The 23,314-nt window shown below is 47.6% G+C and carries 18 protein-coding genes; 1 reads left to right on the forward strand and 17 read right to left on the reverse strand.

Going from position 1 to position 23,314, the window contains the following annotated elements:
• Positions 1 to 239: 239 nt before the first annotated feature.
• The 8 genes from ISALK_RS07165 to ISALK_RS07200 all read right to left on the reverse strand — a co-directional run bounded on the left by ISALK_RS07165 (position 240) and on the right by ISALK_RS07200 (position 12,257).
• Positions 240 to 965 carry an amino acid ABC transporter ATP-binding protein gene (locus ISALK_RS07165; RefSeq protein WP_160720946.1) on the reverse strand — a complete coding sequence of 242 codons (726 nt, stop codon included), beginning with the start codon at positions 963 to 965 and terminating at the stop codon, positions 240 to 242.
• 55 nt (positions 966 to 1,020) lie between these two features.
• Positions 1,021 to 1,710 carry an amino acid ABC transporter permease gene (locus ISALK_RS07170; protein ID WP_236660310.1) on the reverse strand — a complete coding sequence of 230 codons (690 nt, stop codon included), beginning with the start codon at positions 1,708 to 1,710 and terminating at the stop codon, positions 1,021 to 1,023.
• A gap of 11 nt (positions 1,711 to 1,721) precedes the next feature.
• Positions 1,722 to 2,567, reverse strand: a complete 846-nt coding sequence (locus tag ISALK_RS07175) for a transporter substrate-binding domain-containing protein (protein WP_160720668.1) — start codon at positions 2,565 to 2,567, stop codon at positions 1,722 to 1,724.
• A gap of 539 nt (positions 2,568 to 3,106) precedes the next feature.
• Positions 3,107 to 4,678, reverse strand: coding sequence for a GNAT family N-acetyltransferase (locus ISALK_RS07180; RefSeq protein ID WP_160720671.1), 1,572 nt, complete (start codon positions 4,676 to 4,678; stop codon positions 3,107 to 3,109).
• Positions 4,679 to 4,755: 77 nt separating this feature from the next.
• Complete coding sequence (locus ISALK_RS07185) at positions 4,756 to 5,562, reverse strand: transposase (RefSeq protein WP_160720675.1); 807 nt, start codon at positions 5,560 to 5,562, stop codon at positions 4,756 to 4,758.
• Positions 5,563 to 5,739: 177 nt separating this feature from the next.
• Positions 5,740 to 7,977, reverse strand: a complete 2,238-nt coding sequence (locus ISALK_RS07190) for a methyl-accepting chemotaxis protein (RefSeq protein WP_160720677.1) — start codon at positions 7,975 to 7,977, stop codon at positions 5,740 to 5,742.
• Positions 7,978 to 8,169: 192 nt separating this feature from the next.
• On the reverse strand, positions 8,170 to 8,805 hold the full coding sequence (locus ISALK_RS07195) for a nitroreductase family protein (RefSeq protein ID WP_160720680.1): 636 nt from the start codon (positions 8,803 to 8,805) through the stop codon (positions 8,170 to 8,172).
• 1,223 nt (positions 8,806 to 10,028) lie between these two features.
• Positions 10,029 to 12,257 carry a bifunctional diguanylate cyclase/phosphodiesterase gene (locus tag ISALK_RS07200; protein ID WP_160720683.1) on the reverse strand — a complete coding sequence of 743 codons (2,229 nt, stop codon included), beginning with the start codon at positions 12,255 to 12,257 and terminating at the stop codon, positions 10,029 to 10,031.
• A 789-nt stretch (positions 12,258 to 13,046) separates the two neighbouring features.
• On the opposite strand from ISALK_RS07200, the gene ISALK_RS07205 reads away from it, so the two are divergent.
• Positions 13,047 to 14,789 carry an ABC transporter ATP-binding protein gene (locus tag ISALK_RS07205; RefSeq protein ID WP_236660311.1) on the forward strand — a complete coding sequence of 581 codons (1,743 nt, stop codon included), beginning with the start codon at positions 13,047 to 13,049 and terminating at the stop codon, positions 14,787 to 14,789.
• Positions 14,790 to 14,953: 164 nt separating this feature from the next.
• Here the strand turns inward: ISALK_RS07205 and ISALK_RS07210 are convergent, their stop codons facing one another.
• The 9 genes from ISALK_RS07210 to ISALK_RS07250 form a co-directional block, all read right to left on the reverse strand.
• Positions 14,954 to 16,948, reverse strand: coding sequence for a bifunctional diguanylate cyclase/phosphohydrolase (locus ISALK_RS07210; RefSeq protein WP_160720686.1), 1,995 nt, complete (start codon positions 16,946 to 16,948; stop codon positions 14,954 to 14,956).
• Between the two features lie 166 nt (positions 16,949 to 17,114).
• Entirely contained in the window at positions 17,115 to 17,432 is a 318-nt protein-coding gene (locus ISALK_RS07215; RefSeq protein WP_160720688.1) for a flagellar protein FlaG, read from the reverse strand.
• Positions 17,433 to 17,496: 64 nt separating this feature from the next.
• The gene (locus ISALK_RS07220; RefSeq protein WP_160720690.1) at positions 17,497 to 17,859 is read right to left on the reverse strand and encodes a DUF8042 domain-containing protein; all 363 of its coding nucleotides are present in this window, start codon (positions 17,857 to 17,859) and stop codon (positions 17,497 to 17,499) included.
• Between the two features lie 32 nt (positions 17,860 to 17,891).
• On the reverse strand, positions 17,892 to 18,206 hold the full coding sequence (locus ISALK_RS07225; protein WP_201756866.1) for a DUF4234 domain-containing protein: 315 nt from the start codon (positions 18,204 to 18,206) through the stop codon (positions 17,892 to 17,894).
• Between the two features lie 309 nt (positions 18,207 to 18,515).
• Complete coding sequence (locus ISALK_RS07230; protein ID WP_160720694.1) at positions 18,516 to 18,704, reverse strand: YjfB family protein; 189 nt, start codon at positions 18,702 to 18,704, stop codon at positions 18,516 to 18,518.
• 223 nt (positions 18,705 to 18,927) lie between these two features.
• Positions 18,928 to 19,614: an MgtC/SapB family protein gene (locus ISALK_RS07235; RefSeq protein WP_160720696.1), complete on the reverse strand. Its 687-nt coding sequence runs from the start codon at positions 19,612 to 19,614 to the stop codon at positions 18,928 to 18,930.
• A gap of 264 nt (positions 19,615 to 19,878) precedes the next feature.
• The gene (locus ISALK_RS07240) at positions 19,879 to 20,277 is read right to left on the reverse strand and encodes a DUF1667 domain-containing protein (protein ID WP_160720698.1); all 399 of its coding nucleotides are present in this window, start codon (positions 20,275 to 20,277) and stop codon (positions 19,879 to 19,881) included.
• The gene (locus ISALK_RS07245) at positions 20,277 to 21,545 is read right to left on the reverse strand and encodes an NAD(P)/FAD-dependent oxidoreductase (protein WP_442786242.1); all 1,269 of its coding nucleotides are present in this window, start codon (positions 21,543 to 21,545) and stop codon (positions 20,277 to 20,279) included. The genes ISALK_RS07240 and ISALK_RS07245 overlap by 1 nt, the downstream gene beginning before the upstream one ends.
• Positions 21,546 to 21,584: 39 nt before the next feature.
• The gene (locus tag ISALK_RS07250) at positions 21,585 to 23,027 is read right to left on the reverse strand and encodes an NAD(P)/FAD-dependent oxidoreductase (protein WP_160720702.1); all 1,443 of its coding nucleotides are present in this window, start codon (positions 23,025 to 23,027) and stop codon (positions 21,585 to 21,587) included.
• Between the last annotated feature and the right edge of the window lie 287 nt (positions 23,028 to 23,314).

The following is a 23,314-nucleotide window of genomic DNA, read 5'->3' on the forward strand; positions in this document are numbered from 1 at the left end:
TTGTTGGATTTTGTCTGCTTTCTGTATGTTATACCTACCGCGGGGAACCTTAACTCCTCCGTGGATAATAATCTAAATCTTCTAATAATCTTTATTTACCCATAAATGACTGTTTTAAAATATACTTTAGCAGTTCTTTTCAACGCCGGTACTCAAAAAGTGTACCAGGGGGTCGGACCCTGTGGTACAAAAAAAGTGTACCAAGGGGTCCGACCCCCTGGTACACTTTTTTTAACCTTTTAAAATTGTATTTCTCCGAGAAAAGCCTGTAACCTTGGGTTTTTCGGGTTTTCGAATAATTCCGACGGGGTTCCGGTCTCCTCAATAACACCGTCGTTTAAATAAATCACTTTATCCGCAACTTCCCGGGCAAAGCCCATTTCATGGGTGACGATGATCATCGTCATGCCGTCCTGGGCTAAGTCTTTCATAACGCCCAGCACCTCGCCCACCAGCTCCGGATCCAGGGCCGAAGTGGGCTCGTCGAAGAGCATGACCTTCGGCTCCATGGCCAGGGCTCGGGCGATGGCTACCCGCTGCTGCTGTCCTCCGGAGAGCATGGCGGGGTATTCCTCTTCCTTATCCGATAGGCCGACTTTTTCCAAAAGCTTTAATGCCAGCGCTCTGGCCTCTTCCTTTTCCATCCCCTTGACGGTAACCGGACCCTCCATCACATTTTCGATGGCGGTTTTATGGGGAAACAGATGAAAACGCTGAAATACCATTCCCACTTTTTGACGCATGGCATTGATAGCCTGAGGGGTCTCTTCCACCTTTTCCCCTTCGATCAGAATATCTCCTCGATTCTTTTTCTCCAGATAATTAATGCACCGTAGAAGGGTACTTTTTCCCGAACCGCTGGAGCCGATCATACAAACCACTTCCCCCTCCTCCACGGTCATGTTGATTCCCTTCAATACTTCCAGTTCTCCGAAGTATTTGTGAAGATTTTTCGTTTCAATCATGGGGGTGGACTTACTCGGGTTTTGATGCTGATCCCGGGTCCCCTTTTCTATAATTTTATCGCTCATATACTTTCAACCTCTTTTCTAATCTTAGCAGTGCTTTGCTCAGAATCGTTGTAATCAGCATGTAGTACAGTCCCGCCACAAAGAATATGGGCCAGGGATTAAAGGTTGCCGCTACAAACTGTCGCGTAAGCATTAAGGTCTCCGTAATGGTGATGGCACTGGCCAGGGATGAGTCTTTAATCGCAATGATAAACTGATTTCCCAAAGAGGGGACCGATCGTTTAAATGCCTGGGGCAAGGTGATCCGCTTCATGGCCTGCCATTTGTTCATCCCCAGAGAAATCGCCGCTTCCCGCTGGCCGCCGTCAATGGATTCGATGGCTCCACGGAAGATCTCGCTGATATAGGCCCCGCTGTGAAAAGCCAGACCGATGGCAGCGGAGATAAAAGGGGAAAAAGTGATTCCGATCTCCGGCAAAGCGTTGAAAATAAAGATCAACTGCAGCAGTAAGGGGGTTCCCCGTACAATGCTGATATACACATCGATGACTTTTTCCAGGGGTTTGATTTTCGTCATTTTAAACAAGGTGGCGGTCAGTCCGAAGACGGTTCCCAACACAATGGATAACACCGATAACTGCAAGGTCATCATAACCCCGGGAATAAAACGGGGGATATAGATAAAGACTACTTCAAAAAACTCCTGCATATTTTGTATGAACTCACTGATTAACTCCAAGTTCTGTCCTCCTATTGTTGATCTTCCAAGATATCAGTACCAAACCATTTTTCACTGATTTCTGAATAGGTTCCGTCAGCTTTGATGGTTTCTAAGGCTTCGTTTATGGCTTCCTGTAGATCATCGTCATCCTGACGAAGGGCAATGGCAATATCTTCCACGTACAGAGGATCTCCGATGGGCTTTAAGGGCATGTCATATTCATCGATGGCATTAAGACCGACCAATACCCCGGTAATCATCCCGTCGGCTCTTCCTTGATCCACGGCCCGCATATTGTCTACATCGCTTTCAAACTGTAGGATATCCCCTACATTGTCCACTTCTTCCGTTAAGTAATTGTGAAAGGTGGTTCCTGTTACAACGCCTACATCGGGATTGTCATAATCCGCTAAGTCTTCCTCCGTGGCATCTTCCAGTCCAAAGAACTGGGCACCGTCATAGTAATAGGGATCGGAGAAATTCACCTGTTCCAAACGATCCTCGGTGATCGCCATGGATCCGATGATACTGTCAAATCGTCCGTTGTTCAATCCGGTAATCAGTCCGTCCCAAGTCAAGGTTACGCCAACAGCCTCTACGCCCAATTCTTCGGCGATGGCTCCGGCAATATCAATATCAAACCCTACAAGTTCTCCTGTGTCGTCGATAAAGTTAAAGGGGGGATAGGCTCCCGTCATGGCAAAAGTGAATTCTCCCCGTTCCTGTATCGCCTCTAAGGTGCTTCCCTCCAGAACCTCTTCTGCTTCATCTCCTGATAGTTCCTCTCCTTCAACCACGTCTCCTTCTTCTTCACCGCATCCGATAAAAAACAGGGCGGATAAAATCATAATAAGTACCATTATTTTCTTTAACATTATAAAACCTCCTAGTTTTGTTTTTGAAAACTGATTTGAAAACTGATTTGAAAACTGATTTAAAAACCGTCGTAGCGGGTAGCGATCCCACTTTGCTACTTTTCGTTTGTGGCGGTTCTTTTTGCTACAGTTTTCTTGTGCGCTGTTATCTGCCGCGTTGCTTACTGCGTATTTCTAAGATTTTATTATATAAACACTTTACCCCGCTGCAGTATTTTCAGAAACAGATGCTATATATCATACCCTAAGTCGGAAGTTTTGGCAAGGGCTTATTTTTATATCCTGTTTCAAAATCCACTGTTTTTTGTATTCATTTTAATTATGTAAGTTTTACCTCCGAGCCCCTCACCACTCCCAAAATCATTATTTAACAAGGTTTTGCAGAGCACTTTCCCTTTGTCGGATCCTGATTATTCCTCTAGGTTTTTTAAATCAATTTATTAAAATCTTTGTTTTTCAGCCTGTTAAAAAAAACCATAACATTTTCAGCCGCTATCATTTGTGTACCAGGGGGTCGGACCCTGTGGTACACTTTTTTTCTAATCTAAAGTTCTATAAAACACGATTTCTTCGTCTTTGACCCTGAAACCTGCTTTTTGATACAACCTCAGGGCTTTTTCGTTTTCTCCCGCCACTAATAAAGATACCTTTTCATAACCCCTTGCTGCTAATTGCTGCTCTACCTCTTGCAACATCCATAGGCCCATGCCTTTTCCTCTGTATTTAGGCCGAATGCCGATATCAAAGAAGTAAGCGGTTTTTGTGTTGCTCTTTAATTGTACCGCAAGCCCTCCGGCCACTTCCCCCTCGCCCTTTTCTGTGTCTAAAAACCACATGCCTATCGAGGGATCTTTCAGGACCTCCTCCAGGGCCCCAGCCCCGGAGAGGTCATTAAAGCACTCCTGGGAAAGCACTTGATAGGCCTTCTCTCTTTCAGGGGTTGCTTTGGTCACCTCTACCATTTTCTCCACCCCTTGAGGCTTCCCGGCAATTTGCTCGCTGTTTTGCAACTGCTTTTCCATCTCCCAGGAATAAAGCCCCACTGAGAAACCCTGCTTCTCCAAAAATTTCACCCCGCCGGGTATCCGGTTTTTCCCGTAGGCCTCCAGCTTTTCGATGTTCTTTCCCCGGGCCCGGCGAATGCCTTCTTTGTAGAGTTTCGTGCCAAAGCCCCGGCGGCGCACCTTCGGATGGATGGCCACATTAAGATTCATCGCCCGGGAATCCTGGGTGTTGATCATCCCGGTAAAAACCCCTACCAAATCCCCTAAGTAATAACCCACCAAGATGATGTGTTCTCCATCTTCCAGAACTTTTCGGTACCAGCGGGAGTCTACCCCATAGCCCAAGTCATCCGCATCGTTCAGTATTTTTATGAGCTCTTGAAATGCCTCTTCATCCTCCAGGGTGATCCCTCGAAGGGTAAACTCTCCACGGCTTTCCTTTACGCCGGCGGGGGATTTACCAGGGTCCTCTTGATGCTGTATTCTAAGAGGCTGGAAACTTTCAATGTAAAAATCTTCATAGGTCTTTAGGGCTTCATTATTATATCCTGCAAAGCTGATCCGATTCTCCTTCGCCGCCTCATAGTCATTTGTTGAGTCTCCGATCAATAGCGTGGTTTTCTTATCATATTGATAGCTGGTCAAAATTCCATCAATTATTTCTTCCTTTACCCTGGGAGAGCCTTCAATGGTTTTAAAATAGGGGGTAAGCTTTAGTCGATTGCAAATATACTGCAGCTCCTTTTCATCGGCACCGGAAGCGATGTGTAAATGATAATTCCCGTGATGCTTTTTGATAAAGTTTACCGCATCCTCAATTAAGTATGCTTCGTTGTCCAGTTCCGTCCGCATTTGCTTTGAGAACCGCTCGGCATATTCCACTACGCTTTCTTCAGTGATCTCCTCTCCCAGGAGCTCCTCAAAGAAATAACGGATTTTCATATAGCGGCTCATCCCCCCATTCTCATGATGAAAGGCCACAAGCTTTTCCACTTTATCCTTCGGGTACTCACTAAACACCCGCCGAAGACCGTTCCCCTTGATATCCATGGAATTTAATATCACGCCGTCAAAATCGAAAATGATGGTGTCGAATTTTTCTAGCATTTTTAGTCCTCCTCATTTTTGTACCAGGGGGTCGGACCCTCTGGTACACTTTTTCTTCTCTAGGGATTTTTATTTTTTCAAGCCCTTTGCACCGTACTTCGGTGTATGCCTGTTAACCGGGCAATTTGGCGAATGGGCAAGCCCTCTTTTTTGAGCCTCGCTAAATAGTTCTTTCTCTGTATTTTATCAGAGTCCTTGATCACAGTACAACTGGGAATTCCAAATAGCGAGCAAATCAACAGTCCCGCCTCTTCATCGGTGAAAGGCCGCTCATACTCTTCTTCAATGTCCATGGGCTCATCCTCTTTCGGAATCGCTTCCACGTCCCGGTGAAACTCTTTAAAGCGTTCCAAGCCCAGCTGCCCCTCGATCGCAAATAAATCCAACATAAAGCCGGTTTCCGTTAGAAGTATCCCGTGATGAATCGGGGCCTTTCGATCCTCTGTGTACAGATATTCCCGGTAGCTGCTCCAGCGGTAGTCTTTACAGTGTACTTTGATTTTAGCCTTCACCGGATTTTGGTGGATGTAGCGAAGAACCGTCAGGAGATACCGTGCGTCATCAATGGGCTGGCTTCGATACCGTCCCTGAAAAAGGTGGCCTACCCGGTCGTATCGCCGGTTATACCAGTACACATAACTGGAACCGATACGCTTCATAACTACGCTTAACGGTTCGTCTTTCTCCTCGATCAGGATATGTACATGGTTATTCATAATACAGTAGGCATGGACCGCAAACCCGCTTTTCTCTTTTGCCTCTTGTAACACCTCTAAAAACCTTCGATAATCCAATTCATCGTGAAATATTACCTGTTTGTTGATACCCCTTAGGATGACGTGGTACATTCCTGTACTGCTTTTCCTCCTTAGACTTCTTGGCATATTCCTCCTCCTTTCATTTTTAAACCGCTTCTTGGGATAACGGAAAAAACGTTGAAAAGATTATGTAAAAACACCGGGGTTGAATGATAAAAAAGTGTACCAGGGGGTCCGACCCCCTGGTGCACTTTTTGCTTTTAGGAGTCTTTCCCTGATACACTTAATTTTACCATGGTTTAATTATATTTGGAAACGTTTTCCGCTTTTTAATAAACTTTGAGAGAGCCGGGTTAAATCCTCGGCGGTGGAGGCGATTTCCTGGGAGGAGGCGGTTAACTCTTCTGAGGAAGCCGCCACTTCCTCGGTAGCCTCGGCGTTGTCTCCCGCAACCTTTGCGACTTTCTCAACCCGCCGGTTCATTTCCTCCTTGGCATCGTCCATTACCCTTAGCTCTTGATTGACGCTGTCCATATAGGGCGGGATCGCCTGAATGCCTTCAATGATTTCTTTGAAGGTGCTCCGGGTGTTTTCCACCCGGCGGCCCTGCTCCTCGATGGAATCCTCCACCTTCGAGGAGGTGTTCTCCACCGCTTGGGTCTCCCGGTGGATCTCCTCCGTCAACCTTTGGATTTTCTCCGTGGACTGCCCCGAAGCCTCCGCAAGCTTTCGAACTTCCTCCGCCACTACGGCAAACCCGCGACCGGATTCTCCCGCCCGGGCCGCTTCAATAGCGGCGTTTAATGCCAGAAGATTCGTCTGATCAGAGATTCCCTGAATCATCTCAGAAATCCCCCGGATCTCCTCTACGGAGGCATTCAGGCTCCCGATTTTTTCCTTCACTTCCCCAAAGGCGGTCTTTACCGAAGTCAGCGAGGCTACGAGATGGTCCACCTCTTCCCTGCCGGCACCGGCTTTTCCCTCGGCTCCGTCGGTCTTGGCCTGCACTAAAGCGATGGCTTTTTCCACCCCTTCGGTGATCTTCTTAAAAGAGGCCAGGGTAGCTTCCATCTCTCCGGTGTCACTTCGCTGAGCATCCGCCCCTTCCGCCACTTGATTCATCGAGGAGGCAAGTTCCTCCGAGGAGGCGGACATTTGCTGAGAGGTCGCCGCTAAGGACTCGGAGCCTTCTCCAAGACGCCGGGCTCCCGAGAGCATTTCCTCAATCGTCTCTTTGATCGCTTTTTGCATGGCTTCTATGGACCGGGCAATCCCCCCGAACTCATCTCGCTTATTTAGGAATTTTTCCGGCACATGGTGATTAAAGTTTCCCTTTGCCAGCTGATCCAAATGATCCTTCGATCGTTTCACACTGTCAATCACATAGCGGGAGGTCATCACCAAAAGGCCTGCAATGATAAGAAACGCCACTATACCCACCAGGGCAATGTTCGTTACGTTATCCCTGATCCCGTGATTTACCCGTTCCATGGAAAGGGCAAGATTTAAGTAGCCTCCCATGCCCTCCACTTCATCCATTGGTAGAAAAATTTCATATCCCGGAGTGTCCTCTTCCCCATAGGTTATTTCCTGGGAATACACTCCCCGGGAGTTTAGCGCATCCGCCGGGACCGCTGTGGCAAGTTCTTCAGATCCCGCCGATGCTTCTGGCGCAACCTCGGCCTCCCCGTTGTCCGGACCGCCGTTGTCACCGTTATCACCGTCGTCACCTGCTCCGTCCTCCGAGCCCGCGACTTCTTCCTCAGCCTCTCCATTAGTATCCTCCGAGGCTATGTCCTCTCCGCTTCCTTGCTCATCAATCCCATCGGTATGGGCAAGAACAGCTCCCTCTTCATCAATGTAGGAAGCGTATAAAATATTCTCTTCTCTGCTTAAGCGCTCTAGGGTGCTCTCGATGGAAAAGCGCTCCGACAGCTCATATACCTGGTTCGCCGTGAGGCCGATCTGCACCGCTCCGCCGGCAGGAATGCTTATGTAACCAAATTTGTAATAATCGTCATCGGTAATTCCCTGACGCATTTCTTCCATTAACTCTCCACTGGGTTCCTCTTGCACCAAAAAGGATCCATGCTCCGGGGGCGCCTGTATTCCCAAGTTCTCTTCCACATGGGTGGTGTAAATCACTTCCCCGTCCTCGGAGATAATGTTGATCACCTCGATATCCAGCGCCTGGGCTAAATCCGAAAGATGTTCGTTGGATATCTCTTCAACATCCATTAAGGCAAGTCTTGCAGAGATTCGGATATGGTCTTCCAACATATCGTTAACCGTATCCATGGAATCCTCGGCCATGGCGATCTGGTGCTGGGCCTGGGTTCCTAAATCCAGTGCGTTTTCCCGGGTTTCTTCGATGAAGCTGTCCCGAATCACATAGGATGATGTTACGGTAATTCCTACGATGGCCAACAACACTAAAATCAGGGGAAGCACGGTTATTCGAAACCGAATGGAAACGCCCCCTTTCAGTCTACTTTTTGTTGCTTTTGAGTCCTTGCTTTTTTCCGGTGATTGTCTGTTCATCTTGTCCTCCTTGACTTTGTCTTTTTAATGTCAAATTACTCACAAGTCCCAGTATACCATATACTGTAGGAGGTACAAGTCTTTTCCTTTTAGTCGATATATTTGAAATCTTACCCTATATTTAGGCAATTCGAAGGATTCTTTATTGAAAAAGTGTACCAGGGGGTCCGACCCCCTGGTACACTTTTTTTCCTACTCGATTATATCCAAAACTTCCTCTAAGGGCTTTCTTTTCGGTGACCACAGCTCTTTTTCCTCGGGAACTCCCAGGGGTGTCATCGCCGCTAAATAATACCCTTCCTTTTGAAAGCCTACAACTTCCTGAATTTCCTCGGCCGCAAAGTTGGGCCCCGTCATCCAACAGGTACCGTAACCCAGATTCGCTGCGGCCAGCAACAGATTTTCCATGGCCGCCGCCACGTTCTGTATGCCGGGATTATGCTTTTCCAATTCCCGAATCTCTTCCTCCGATGCACCTTTTGCCCGAAGAAGATCCGCACCTGTCGTAGGGTACGGCCCGGCAAACACCAACACCGTCACCGGCGCCTTTGTGAAAAATGAATAAAAGGGCAGATACTTTAAAAATTCCTTGGATTTCTCCTCCGGCAGTCCGGCGACCAATTCCTTTCCTTTCTTTTCAATAGCCCTGCTCATTTTCTCGATGACCTCCCGGTTCTTTACCACGACAAAATGCCAGTTCTGTCGGTTTTTTCCGGAGGGGGCGTAGGTTGCGGCGTTAATGATCTCTTTAATGTCTTCATTGGGTACCGGTGCCTCCTTGAATTTTCGTACACTGTGTCTTTTGTAGATAAAATCTAAGGGTTCCATGTAAATCCTCCTTTGAATAAAGTCTTTTAGTGGACCGGCAAGGTCCCGACTGCATATTTTTCCTTTCTTTTTCCGGCCTTTTTCCACTCAAGGAACCAGGGCTGAGCAAGGAAACAATCGATGGCAATCATGGTTTTATAACGGTCTAGCTTTTCTATACCCGAAATTCCGCTACCGTAAAACAAAAACCACCCTTCTTTTGGAAAAGTGGTTTCTTTATAGCTTTCACCGAATGGTTATTTCTTTATTATGTGCCGCCGCTAGGATGTTTCCGTTCATTTCAATGGGCCTTACTTATAAATCATGTTTTAAAGCAATACCGGCAATGCTAAATTATATTGCTGAGGTTAGAAACACCACGGCGAAAAACATCACCCATGCTGCAGTCAATTTTCTCATATGGCAGTCCCTCCTTACAAAGTTCTTTTGAATACTAATCAATTTCTGTAATATTTCGGATTTTTAAGATCATTTAAATACTTGGATTTTTGACATTTTTGCATTTTGTATTACTGCGCTTTGCGTTTTGCGTACTACCCCTGTCTATCTGCGTTCTTGCCTATTACCGTATTTTCTATTGCAAGGTCTTCCTTCTCTTTGCTACGTATAGATATTGCCGTTGTTGTTTTTTTTGCTGTTGTTGTTGTCGCAGGCGCTGTCACTGCTGTTGCTTTCAAAGCCGTTTTCGCTGTCGTTGTTGTCAAAATATTTCATCGATTGTTAAACTTTTATCTAATTACAAAAATAATTATACCGAAAATCCCGGCAATTGTCAATTGAACTTGTCCATCTTTCCCTAGGAACCCCTACCTAAAAGCATAAAAAAAAGGGACTGCCTCTCTGTCCCTTCACGCTTATACTCCTACTCGCAATTTTCCAAAAGACCAGCTCCCGCCAGACTATACAGTTTTCAGCTTTCCTCCAGTGCTACAGTACTAACCCCTCTCCAATAGGGATTAGCAAGCGAGATGACAAAACTCCGTGCCGCTGTCATCCTCTGTCATCTGCTCTTCCCGCCTTTTCATCCTCCACCCAGCGCCATAATCCTAATCCCTCTCCAATAGGGATTAGCAAGCGGGATGACAAAAACTCCGTCCCGCTGTCATCCTTTTCATCTGCTCTTCCCGCCTTTTCGCTCTCCGCCCAGCGCCATAATCCTAACCCCTCTCCAAAAGGGATTAGCAAGCGGGATGACAAAAACTCCGTCCCGCTGTCATCCTCTGTTATCTATACTTTTCCATGATTTCCTCGCAGCGCTTCGGCAAGCGGGGTTTGGAGACCAGATATCCCTGGTAGTGGCTGCAGTCCAGTTCTTTAAGAGCCTCAAGATGCTCCCGGGTCTCCACCCCCTCCGCAATGATTCTAAGATTCAGGGCTTTGGCCATCTGGATGATGGTGGTGGTTACGGTGCGGGCGTTCTCATCAATCAACATATTTTGGATAAAGGACCGGTCAATCTTCAAGGTATCCACCGGAAAATTAGTAAAGTAGGATAGAGAGGAATAGCCGGTCCCGAAATCATCAATGGAGAAGGTCACGCCGATTTTTTTCAGCGCCGTCATCAACTCCACTTTCTGATCCGTGTGAATCATGGCTACGGTTTCGGTGATTTCTATATTTAGCAGCTTCGGATCCATCTGGCTCTCCTTGAGACTTTCCGATACGGTTTCAAGAATTTTCGAGTCCGCCATTTGCAGCGCGGAAAAATTCACCGCCATGATCAGGGAACCATAACCTTGTTCTATCCACTGCTGATTCTGTCTACAGGCCTCCGTTAATGTCCACTCTCCCAATTCAAAAATCAGTCCGCTTTTTTCCGCCAGATCAATAATCCGCGGCACGGAAACCCTGCCATACACCGGGTTTTTCCAGCGAAGAAGGGCCTCATGGCCGATTACGGTATCCCCCGCCACGGAAAGAATCGGCTGATACACCAGGTACAGCTCATTCTTGGCAATCGCATAAAAGAGGGCCTCTTCCATTTGCTGTTCTTCCAGGATTTCCTCCTTAAACCGTTTGTTATAGAACTCGAACCCGTTTCCTCCGGATCGTTTGACTTTTTGCTTTGCCACGGTCACTTCTTTGATCTCTTCTTGCAGTTCCGTTGTAGGATGGTTGATGGCGGTGATTCCAATGCTGGTTTTTAAACGGTACTGAACCCCTTTTAAGTAGATGGGATAATCATAAATATCCCGAAGCCTTTGCAACCGCTTCGTAAAATCCTTTTTGCTTTGGCTTTGCAGATACAAAATCATCTCGTCCCCGTAATAACGGCCGATGAGCTCTTCTTTTTTAATAAAATTATTCAAACGACCGGCTACAACCTGTAAGGCTTGATCTCCGGACCCCTGGCCGCCGATGCTGTCGATCCGCTTAAAATCATCGATGGAAACCAAAAGAAGGTAATGATTCCCCGGCCGATGTTTTTTCTTGAACATTTGTCTGAGTTCCACCACAAAACTGTTCTGATTGTACAGATCTGTTACAGGATCCCGAAAGGTTAACTGTTTAATTTGATTGAGCATGGTATTAAAGGCGGCACCTGTTTTTCCAAACTCATTAGGATAGTCTTCTTCCGCCTCCACACTGAGATTGCCCTCTGCGGCGCTTTCAAACACGGACTTCAAAGCCAGTACCGGTTTCGCTAAGGTGTCGGCATAGAAGTATGCAAAAATCGTTATTAACAGGATTCCAAAAAGCAGCATCCCCAGGATGTATTCTATAATGGCGTAATACTCTGCATAGGCCACATCCGCCGAAACACTCATCACCATTTTCCAACCCGGTCTTCCCTCGATCTCCGTATATACTCCAAGATACTTTTCCCCATCAGGATCGGTATACTCCAAAGAGCCGCCGTCCTTATCCAATACCTCCATCTGATGAGCCTCCTCCGGCATCCACCGGGATATATGATCTGCCAGGCCGATCTCCTCCGAGGGATGACTGACGACCATGCCCTCTTGATCAATGATATAGGCATAGCAAGATTCCTCGGTTTTTATACCTGCCAGCAAATCCTCAATAAAGGCCATGGACACCACCGCATTAACCAGTCCCACCTTCTCCCGGGACCCATTGTGAACACTGTAGGCAATGGTCATAATAGGAACATCCTCTTCTATGTAAGGACTGTGAAAGGGTTCTGACAGCACGTGAGATTCGTCGTATATAAAAATCCGTTCAAACTGCTCCTGATCGGAGATGTCGATAAAAGCGTCATAGGTGGTCCAGGCATTTCCCTGGGCATCGGAAACCGTCATGTTTCGAATCTTATCGGAGATCATCAGATGGGGCAGATACTCCCGAATTTCTTCCATATCCATGGACTGCACGGTCGGAGAGTTGGCCGCTACCTCGACAATATCTTCGATCCCCTTTAATTCTTTGGAAAGTTCATCGGCTCGAGCCTCCGCCACCTGCTGCTGGTTTTGCTGAATTAACTCCGGCATATAGGATAACTGTTGAAAAATTGTGTATCCAAGGATTCCAAAAAGAATCAGGGCAAAAAACATTAAAATAACGATCATCTGTGCTTTGATGGTTTTGATTTTGTTCCCCTCCTTTCTGGCTATCTTTTATGCCTTTATGTAGTCCCCGCTTTATCATGGATCCGACCTTAGCCAATCCGGTGTCGATCCGATACGGATTTTATCAATTGCTTATTTTGGATTGCAAAATATTTCAAATTATTACCTATTATATTGATTCGACATATTTTTTAAAATTCCTGCTTTGACTGAAGTATTTTTCAGGGTCTTTTTCACCCAATAGGCGATAAATTCTTTAGTCCTCCGAAATATTTTCTACCTTTTAGTAGGAATATTTGATATAATCGATATAGCCTTTTTCGATAACTTCGATAACTTAACAGCGTAACTACTGCTATAAAACCAGTATAACAAACGCTAGCGTTAAATGCGATGGATCTGCTGCGATTGAGCTGTGGCGGTCGTGCTGTGGCGATTGAGCTGTGGCAATCGTGCTGTGGCGATCGTGCCGTGGCGATATTGCTGTGGCGATTGAGCTGTGGCGGTCGAACTGTGGCGGTCGAGCTGTGGCTATCGTGCTGTGGCGGTCGAGCTGTGGCTATCGTGCTGTGGCGGTCGAACTGTGGCTATCGTGCTGTGGCGGTCGAACTGTGGCTATCGTGCTGTGGCGGTCGAACTGTGGCTATCGTGCTGTGGCGATAAAATGGTTGTGTTAAACACTCAGCCTAAATTTAAAGGAGGTAATAACCCTTGGTACTACGTAAATTTATTCGCTATTATAAACCCCATAAAAAGCTGTTTATTCTCAGCTTTAGCTGTTCCTTTTTTATGGCCATGCTGGATCTGATCTTTCCCTTTGTAGTCAGCCGAATGATCGACGACATTTTGCCCTCAAGAAACTTAGATCTGATTTTCATGGTGGCGGGAGGGATGCTGGTGGTCTATCTGCTCCGCTACATCCTACAGTACACCGTGGATTACTGGGGCCATGTGCTGGGCACCCGCATGGAGCACGATATGCGCCGGGATCTGTTTAACCATGTAAACCGGCTATCCTTTAACTACTTTGACAATACCAAAACCGGCCATGTGATGAGCCGATTGGTCAATGACCTCCACGAGATTTCCGAACTTGCCCACCACGGTCCCGAGGATATTTTCATCGCCTCGGTGACCCTCCTGGGATCCTTTATTATTCTATTGAACATTCACTGGCCCCTGGCCCTGATCACCTTCGCCATTGTACCGATTATGCTGATTTTTGCGGTGCTGAAAAACAAACGGATGCGACGGGCGTTTATGGAAATGCGGATAAAAATCGCCGATGTGAACGCCCAGGCCGAGGACAGTATCTCCGGCGTCCGGGTGGTGAAGTCCTTTGCCAATGAGCATTTTGAAGAAGAAAAATTCGCCGTGGGAAATAAAAACTTTAAGGATGCCCGGGAAGGGGCCTTTAAGGTGATGGCTGAATTTTTCGCCGGGATTCATTTGTTTTCCAATCTGATTCATCTGTCGGTGCTGGTTGCCGGTGGGATTTTCATCTATAACGGCCAGATGCAAACGGGACAGCTGGTGGGCTTTCTATTGTACGTGTCCATGTTTATGCAGCCCATCCGCCGGATTACCGCACTGATTGAGAACTACCAAAAAGGCATGTCCGGTTTTCAGCGATTCTTCGATACCCTTAAAATCAATCCCGATATCCAGGATAAAAAGGACGCCCTGGAGATGCAAAACGTTTACGGGGATATTGAATTTGACCGGGTAACCTTCAATTACGGCTCCGACCAAAAGGTCCTTGAAGATATCAACCTTCGAATCCGTCCTGGGGAAACCCTGGCCATTGTGGGAAGATCCGGCGGCGGAAAAACCACGCTTTGTAATCTGATTCCCCGGTTCTACGAAGTGGAAAAAGGGGCGATTACAATTGACGGCAAGGATATCCGGGAGTTTACCCAAAAATCTCTCCGGGAAAATATCGGCATCGTGCAGCAGGACGTGTTTTTATTCTCCGGAAGCGTCAAGGATAACATCACCTACGGAAACATCGAAGCCACCGAGGAGGAGATTATCGACGCCGCAAAAAAAGCCCATGCCTATGATTTTATTATGAATCTCCAAAGCGGCTTTAACACCTATATCGGCGAGCGAGGAGTCAAACTCTCCGGTGGACAGAAGCAGCGCCTGGCCATTGCCCGGATTTTCTTAAAGAATCCGGCGATTTTACTGCTGGACGAGGCCACCTCGGCCCTGGACAACGAGACGGAACGGATCATCCAAAAAGCCCTTCGGGAGCTGTCCAAGGACCGAACCACCATTGCCATCGCCCACCGCCTGTCCACCATTAAGGACGCCGACCGGATCATTGTTCTGACCGAAGAGGGGATTATCGAAGAAGGCTCCCACGATGCCTTGATGGCGAAAAACGGGGAGTACCGAAAGCTCTATGAGTCCCAGTTTCGAGAGGATTTCATTCCCAGTGTTACCGGGTAACCTTCCGAAATATGCAGTGCGTCGGAACAAAAATGTACCAAGGGGTCTGACCCTATGGTACATTTTTGCTTTGGCTCTCAGCAGTCTACTCCGTAAAAAAACTCCCTTCCCAGGGAGTTCTTTTACGCCAATAACAATGGATGTATAAGTAATTTTTCGACCGCTCAGCGCCGAGTATTTTCAATGAATAACCGGACCAGCTCCGGATCAAACTGACTGCCGGCGCAGCGTTGCAGCTCTTTAAGGGCTGCTTCTTTTGTTTTTGCGCCCCGGTAGGGTCGATCTGCGGTCATAGCCTCATAGGCATCGGCAATGTTGATGATACGGGATTCCAGTGGGATTTCTTCCTTTTTCAGACCCTGAGGATAGCCTTTTCCGTCCCAGCGTTCATGATGATAGAGAACTATTTCTGACATATCCGCATACTCCTCTAAGGATTTCAGTATTTGGTAACCGATCTCCGGATGCTGGCGCACCACTTCATACTCTTCCTCTGTGAGCTTATCAGCTTTATTCAAGATCTCCGGGGATACCATGACCTTTCCGATATCGTGTAGATAGGATACCCGCTTCAGCTTTTCCAAATCCCTAGGCTTCATCCCCAGGCTACGGCCGATTTTTCCCGTATACTCCCCGACTCTCAGGGAATGGATCTCCTCTTTTTTGTGTTTTTCCTCAATGCTTTGCAGGATCATGTCGATGGTTTCAGTGCGCAGGGCGCCCCCGTTTTGGCGTTTGTTTTTGTACATTCTTTTTTCCGCAATGCTTTTGATATTTCCCATCTGTTCCTGGACCTTTGTCTTTACCGCAAATCCCAGGGCAATGGAAACCATTACCGGCTCCATCTTTGCTTTGGAAATTTCTTCTTGAATCCTTTTTGCAATGTTATCTGCCTGCTCTTTTGAGGTTCTCGGAAGCAGGATGCTGAACTCGTCTCCCCCTACCCGGGCCACGGTGTCCTGTTCTCGGCAGTTGTTCTTTAGGATTTTCGCCACAAGCTTTAACAGCTCATCCCCTTTTTCATGACCGAAGGCGTCGTTGTTCAGTTTCAAACCGTTAAGATCCATATAAAAGTAGGCCAGGGGGAGATTTTCTTCCCGGTCCAGGTGTTTTTCCATGGATTCCATATATCGCCGGTTATACAGACCGGTTAAGTCGTCATGGATGCTTAAATACTCGATTTTTTTCTGCCGCCGGACATTCTCGGTGAAGTCGTTGATATAGCCATGCCATACCACACTGCCGTCGGCAAGCTTTTCCGGCCGGGCAGAGCCTTTTAGCCACCTTTCCCCTTTCGTTGGCAGTACCACCCGGTACTCCACCTCCCAGATGCTTAGCTGGGCAGCGGATTTTTCAATGGTTCCCTTCACCCGTTGGAAATCTTCGGGATGAATATGGGAAAACACCACCGGAGGATTCCTTCGAACCTCCTCAGGGCTGACTTCACAGAGTTCCTGAACCCCGTCACTGATAAAAAGAAATTCCAGCTCTCCTGCATTTTTCAGCCTTGCTTGAAAAAAAGCTCCCGGCACCTGTTGGGACAGCCTTGTAAAAAGACGGTTCTGCTCCGATAGCTGTTTTTCCACTTTTTGCCGCTCCAACACCATGCCTACCTGGTTGCTGAAGATCTCGGCGATCTCCTGTTGATCAAAACTCTCTCCCTCGCCCATAAACACCGTAAAGTCTCCAAGGGTTTTTTCCTTATTCATGATTTTAATGACCACGGTCTCGCCGATATTCAAACGCTTAGCGGCTTTTTTTACCAGGTTTCTGGAAAGGACGCCTCCCGCAAGGTCCGCCACAGAGGAAAAACGGGTGGTGGTTTTTCCCCGCATCTTTTGCTCCCGGGCCTCATCATGGTTCCATGTCATTCTTCCGCAGCAGAGCCCCGCCAGTTTCACCCCTAGCTGAATCAATTCTTCATCCCCGGCGATGGCCTCCGTGGTAAAGTTCTCTCCCCGATCATCATAGAGATTGAAGGCCGCAAACTTTCCCCGGGAGATTTCCAGGAAGTCCTCGGTGATTTTGGGGAAATCCAATTCTTTATTCTGCAGCTGTATAAAATCCCGGGAATAGGCCAGTACTTTTTCCAAGGATCTCTTTTTCGCCTCCAGGGCGCTGTTTTTTCCGTGATTTGAATCGTCATCTTTTCTGTTCATTATTTTCCTCCAGTAGTCATTCCCTTACAGTAATCATTCATCCCTTCAACAATTCCTTCAACATCATTTATCCCCATTGACGGTCCTCCGGTACAAATGCTTCTTTCTCCCAGGGAAAAATCATAAAATACCCGAAAAAGCACAAGCTAACCTGCGCTTCCGCCGGCTACACTTTCTGATCAAAAACATCTCCTAGGGTTCTTTCAATGCCCCTTTGCACCCGGATCCGCCGGTCCACTTCTGCATCGGATATGGCTTTATTCACCACGTCCCCGGTTTTGTTGTCCACCACATGGACCACGTTTTTCTTTAATTCTTTATTGTAAGTATACTGAATCCGGTGATTTTTCCGGAGACGATAGCCTTGATTCTCTTTTCCATCGTCCACCTGCTTCGGGGCAAGTTTTGGAATCTTTCCCCGGATCAACTCTTTGAGTCCCTGTTTATAACCATCATAAGACAACGGTTTATGGTCGATTTTCAAGATAAACCCCTCCCTTGTTATGGATCAGCCTTTAAATAATTATCGGCATTTTTTCTGAAGTTTTTTAGGGGGTTTCCAGGACTTTTTCCACGGCTTCCTTCCACCGGGCAAAGGCGGGCTCCAGTTCCAGATTGAAAAAATTAAAAAGCTTTTGTTTGGTGAACTGTCCCTGCTCTGTGATCAGTCTTTGCACTTTGTTCTCAAGCTTCTCTGTGGTCCGCTGCAGGATGGTTTTCCGTTTCGTATCCAGGGATTCCATCTCCGGTTCCAGGGCCAGCATCACGTTCTTATAGGGCATCACCACATCCAGCAGGGGCTCTAAGGTATCCTCCTTTTCTAAATACAGGAGTTTCTCTCCGATGCTGTAAAAAGCCTGTTCCATATTCTTCAGTAGATTCTCTATGTACCTTCTTACCTCTTCATTCATATTCATCCTCCTCCCGGAAAACTTCTGTTTTGTTATCGTAACCCATTTACCTGGCTTTGCATAATAAAGGGATTGATCCAGCTTAAGACAAACAGACTCAGCAAAAGATATAAAAGGGAAAAATCCTCCCCCCCCAGCTTCGCAATTCTCTTCCCTGCAAGAAACTGCCACACAATGTAGTAAATACCAAAGGTTATGATGGTTACAAAAAGATGCCCGAGACCGCCAAATCCTTCTCCCGTATGCTCTTTCAGTTCCGATTGAAAGGCCACATACCAATATATTTCATAAATTCCCAAGGTAATAATCGTTAATAAAATCATCATGCCGATTGATCTTTTTTTCATCACTCATCGCCTTCTTTCTCTTCTCTCGTATCAATGTAAAGATTATTGTTCGGTTATTTATCTGTTGCAAAAATATTCGAACAGAGGTTAACTCTAAAAACATGCTTTAATCCTACCATAATTTTTTGCTTTATCAAAATAATTTGGACCCTCGCTTTCTAAGTTCTGTTTTGCTTTGTTTTTTTATTAGCTTTTCATGATGTTTTTATCCTTTTTTTAAGCTGTACACATGATATTTTAATCCATTTTTCAAGCCGTACATCAGAAAAATGGCGCAGCCTTATCGGCCACACCATTTTGCTTTCTTCCCTAAAGCTGGATATCAATATTTCCTCCCACATGGGGATTTACCGACTGTTCCATGGTTTTTGAGGCGGAGTCCATCAGTTTTTCCAGTCCTCCCCCTTGGGTATCCATGGCCATCTTCATTACCGACGTGCTGACTTCATTTTGGAGTTTCATCTGACTGAGTCCCATTGATAGGGCTGCGATATCCATTGTTGATCCCTCCTTTTACTGCTGTGCGGACTACTGCTCGCTTTGTAGCAGGGTCCTTCCGCTGCAATTTTCATAGACTTTCAGGACTCTTTTTTGCGCCTTGGTTTCGCCTATACTTATATTATCGGCAGATTGGGTAATTTTTTCAACCGGTTTTCCTGGGTCTACCGAAAAAGTGTACCACTGGGTCCGACCCCCTGGTACACTTTTCTTTCCCTGTGTGCTAAAAATCACTTTCCCAGGATGCGTGGTTGATCCCGCGGATCGCCATGATTTCAATGAAGAAGCGATCATTAAAGAACTTTGAGGGGAGCTTCACCCGAAAACGGACCACAATATCCCGCTGATCCTCGGACAGGTCCTGGTCCGATACCACCCGGATATCCTTGATCACGATGTTGTATTTTCCCATAACCTGGCCCAGTTCTCCCAGGAGCCCCGGGCGCTCCTTGGCAAAGATCACCAGCTCTTTGTATTTTACTTTGAAGAGTCGGTTTTCCGTGGCATTCAGCCCTTTCAGGGTGAACAGTACGATTAAGGTGGTGGCGATCCCACCGGAGTAGTATCCGTTGCCGATGGCAAGGCCGATGCCGCCGCATACCCAAATGCTGGCGGCGGTGGTCAGACCGCTGATATTATTCCCGGTTCTAAGAATCGTTCCCGCCCCGAGAAAACCGATACCGCTTACCACCTGTGCTGCCAAACGGGCAGGGTCTCCCCCGTCACCTCCGGGGCCATAGCCCTGGAATCCGTACATGGAAATAATCATAATCAAGGTTGAGCCCAGGGTTACCAGCACATGGGTTCGAAGGCCGGCAGGACGATTGTTGACTTCCCGCTCCACCCCGACTACCCCTCCCGCCAATGCGGATAGGACCAGCCGTAAAATCAGTTCACCGGTACTTAACATATTCTTCTACCGCCTTTCCGTTGCGCTGATCTTGCTACAGAAGTTAGTGCTGAGATCCATGGTAATCCCGCTGTAAAGATCTCTATTAAGATTCACTACTGTTATCAGCAGTAATCTTTGCGCTACTATTTACACTAATTTACACTCATATTATACTCATGTTTATGCTATGCTTCCCGCTATGCTTTTGATGGAATTTGCCGTTATTAAGGTTCCTTTTGCTCTCGATGGCTTTTATACAAACCCTAAAGAGTACCGGTGATTTCAGCTGACTTTTTGAGATCGATAGGAGGATACCTCTTCCATACTTCGGGTGGCCACCAAATCCACTCCCGTATCTAATAGATTTTTGATGATGACCTGACCCACCGTTGCCGGTGCGTTGACCTCTACCCTATTGATCGCTTCCATGGCTTCCATCATCAGCTCCTTGGGGATGGCCCCCTTTGTGGTTACCGGCAGTCTCGGCAGACTCCCCTCGGTGATTTTCACCGTGGTGGTTAACACCCGGGTGGGGTTGGTCATCTCCTTCACGCCATAAACCTTCCCCCGAAGGCATTGATTGCCGCTGACGGTGTAACCCTCTTCCGACTGTCCGTCCTTAACAACCTCTATATGACAGCCCACAGGGCATACAATACAAATCATTTCTTTTTTATCCATTATGCACCCTCCTCTTGAACCAATTCAATGGTCAGATTTTCCATAGTGTTTCGGTCCATATTTTCAAAGTCCAGTACCAGGTTTTCCATCTCTCCGGGGGCCACGTGTCGTCGTTTAACACTTCGAAGCACTGTGTCTCCGCTTTTCGCCACCAGTTTTACGTTTTGATAGACGCCGTCCACCCGCATCATAAATTCCGTCTTACCCATAAGGTTCTCCGGTCGGATCTCCTGGGGCACCACATAGCGAACGCCGTTGATTCCCTGAACGGAAATCTTATTGTCACCATTTTGCAGTTTTCCCGCTACGTAGTTGGCGGCATTTCTTCCGGCCTTCCGGCTTTCCTCGGTGACCCAGTCCACCAAGTCATGAACATGGACCACGTTTCCACAGGCAAAAACGCCCTCCACGCTAGTCTCCATGGCTTCGTTTACCCGGGGCCCGGCGGTAAGGTTATCCAAGGTAATCCCGGCGGATTTTGACAATTCGTTTTCCGGGATGAGGCCCACGGAAAGAAGCAAAGTATCACATTCGAACCGCTTCTCCGTTCCGGGAATCGGCTTGTAGCGCTGATCCACCTGTGCGATGGTTACCGCCTCTACCCGGTCCTTTCCTTCAATATCCACCACGGTGTGCTGCAGATGAAGGGGGATATCATAATCCTCCAGGCACTGAACGATGTTTCGGTTCAGGCCTCCGGAAAAAGGCATCAGCTCCGCCACCCCTAAAACCTCGGCCCCTTCTAAGGTAAGCCTTCGCGCCATGATCAGGCCGATGTCCCCGGAGCCCAGAATCAGAACCCGTTTTCCGGTCATATACCCTTCCATGTTCACAAACCGTTGGGCGGTACCGGCGGTCATTACCCCCGCCGGCCGGGTTCCGGGAATCCGAATGGCTCCCCGGGTCCGTTCCCGGCATCCCATGGCGAGAATTACCGCCTTCGCCCGGATGTTTAAGATCCCCTCTTCCTGGTTCATGGCCCGAACAATTTTTTCATCGGAGACTTCCAGTACCATGGTATCCAGTTTGTATTCAATGCCCATATCCTTCAACTCTTGAATAAACCGCTCCGCATATTCCGGGCCGGTGAGCTCCTCTTTGAATACATGTAGGCCGAATCCGTTATGAATGCATTGCTGCAGGATCCCTCCCAGTTCCAGATCCCGCTCTAAAACCAGGATATCCTTCGCTCCGTTTTTCTTCGCTTCAATGGCCGCCGCAAGCCCCGCAGGCCCGCCGCCGATGACCACAATCTCATAATTTAACACGGTCATTCCTCCTTTTTGTCAACATTTTAAGATTTCCCTTTATTTCGTCTCCTCGGTTAACACGTAGGATCCTTTGCCGTCCTTTAGCACTTCGTTCATTTCCACGTCCAGCTCCCGGGCTAAAATTTCCATTACCCGGGGGGCGCAAAAGCCTCCCTGGCAGCGGCCGGATCCCGGTCTTGCCCGACGCTTCACCCCGTCTAAGGTCGTGGCTCCGGCATTTCGTTTGATCACGTCCACGATTTCTCCTTCGGTGATGTTTTCACACCGGCAGATGACCCGCCCGAAGGTGGAGTCCTTTTCAATTAGGGCTTTCTGTTCCTTAGTGCTGAGATCCATAAAGTGAATCGACGGTTTGCGTTTCGGCTGAAAGTCCGGTTTTTCTCTAAGAACTATCCCGGCAGTTTCTCCGGCCTCCGCTACCAGTTCCTCCACATATTCAGCGGTGGCCGGTGCCGCCGTCAGTCCCGGGGAATCGATTCCCGCCACATTGATAAAGTCCGGCTTCCCCTCAGCGGACTCAATGATAAAGTCCTTCGTGGCAACCTTCGCCCGAATTCCGCTAAAAGAGGTAATCACTTCCTGAAATCCGATTTGTTTTAAGGTTTCCCGGGCGTGATCGTTAATTGCGGTCAATCCGCTAAAGGTGGTCTGGGTCCCCTCTTTATCCTCTGCATCTTCGGCGGTAGGACCCAGCAACAGATTTCCGTGTACCGTGGGTAGGATTACCGTACCCTTCCCCGCTGCTGAGGGACAGCCGAATACCACGGTATTTACCATATCCCCCACGGATTTATCAAATAAATTGTACTCTCCCCGGTTCGGGATGATTTCAAAGCTTTTTTCGTTTACCATTTGATCGATCTGATCCGCATACACCCCGGCGCAGTTGATGACTAGTTTCGTGGTATACTCCTCGCCCCCCGCGGTTAAACGGTAACCTTGATCCCGCTGATCGATGGCGGTGACAGGGCTGTTCAGTCGTAGATCCACTCCATTTTCCACCCCGTTTTCCGCCAGGGCAATGGCCAGCTCCCAGGGGCCTACAATCCCTCCGGTTTTCGCATACAGGGCGCCCTGTACCTCATCGCTGAGATTTTCCTCCAAGGCCAGTACTTCCTCCCGTCGAAGAATCTCCATTTCCGGTACGCCGTTGGCGAGCCCCCGCTGGTATAGCTTCTGAAGCGTTGCCGCCTCTTCATCGTTAAAGGCGGTAACTAAGGACCCGATCCGCTTAAAGGGTACATCCAAATCCCTGCAGATGTTATCATACATGGCATTTCCCTTAACATTAAACTTCGCCTTCAGTGTTCCTTCCAAGGCGTCATATCCCGCATGGACAATGGCACTGTTGGCCTTCGTGGTTCCATTGGCCACGTCGTTTTCCTTATCCAGCAGTAAAATATTCAAGTCATACTTTGACAGTTCCCTTGCAATAAAGGTTCCGGTGATCCCGGCTCCAATAACGGTTATATCGTACATTGTGACTCCTCCTTTGATTTAATGATGCCATTAAAAAAACCGTGCAACAAAAACCTATGTTTTTCATAGATTCTGTGCACGGCTCTCCTGTTCTCGCCTGGGTTATTCAGTTTTAGTGCTGTTTTAAATACTCTTGTAAGTCCCTTTAGTACATACTCTTTTGCAGTCTATGCCGCTCATGCAGTTTATGCCCTTCCTGCAGTTCATGCCCTTCATACAGTTCATGTCCTTCCTGCAGTTCATGTCCTTCCTGCAGTTCATGAAATTTATCCCCTTCCTGCAGTTTA

The sequence above is a fragment of the Isachenkonia alkalipeptolytica genome (assembly GCF_009910325.1).
Classification (GTDB): Bacteria; Bacillota; Clostridia; order Peptostreptococcales; family T1SED10-28; genus Isachenkonia; species Isachenkonia alkalipeptolytica.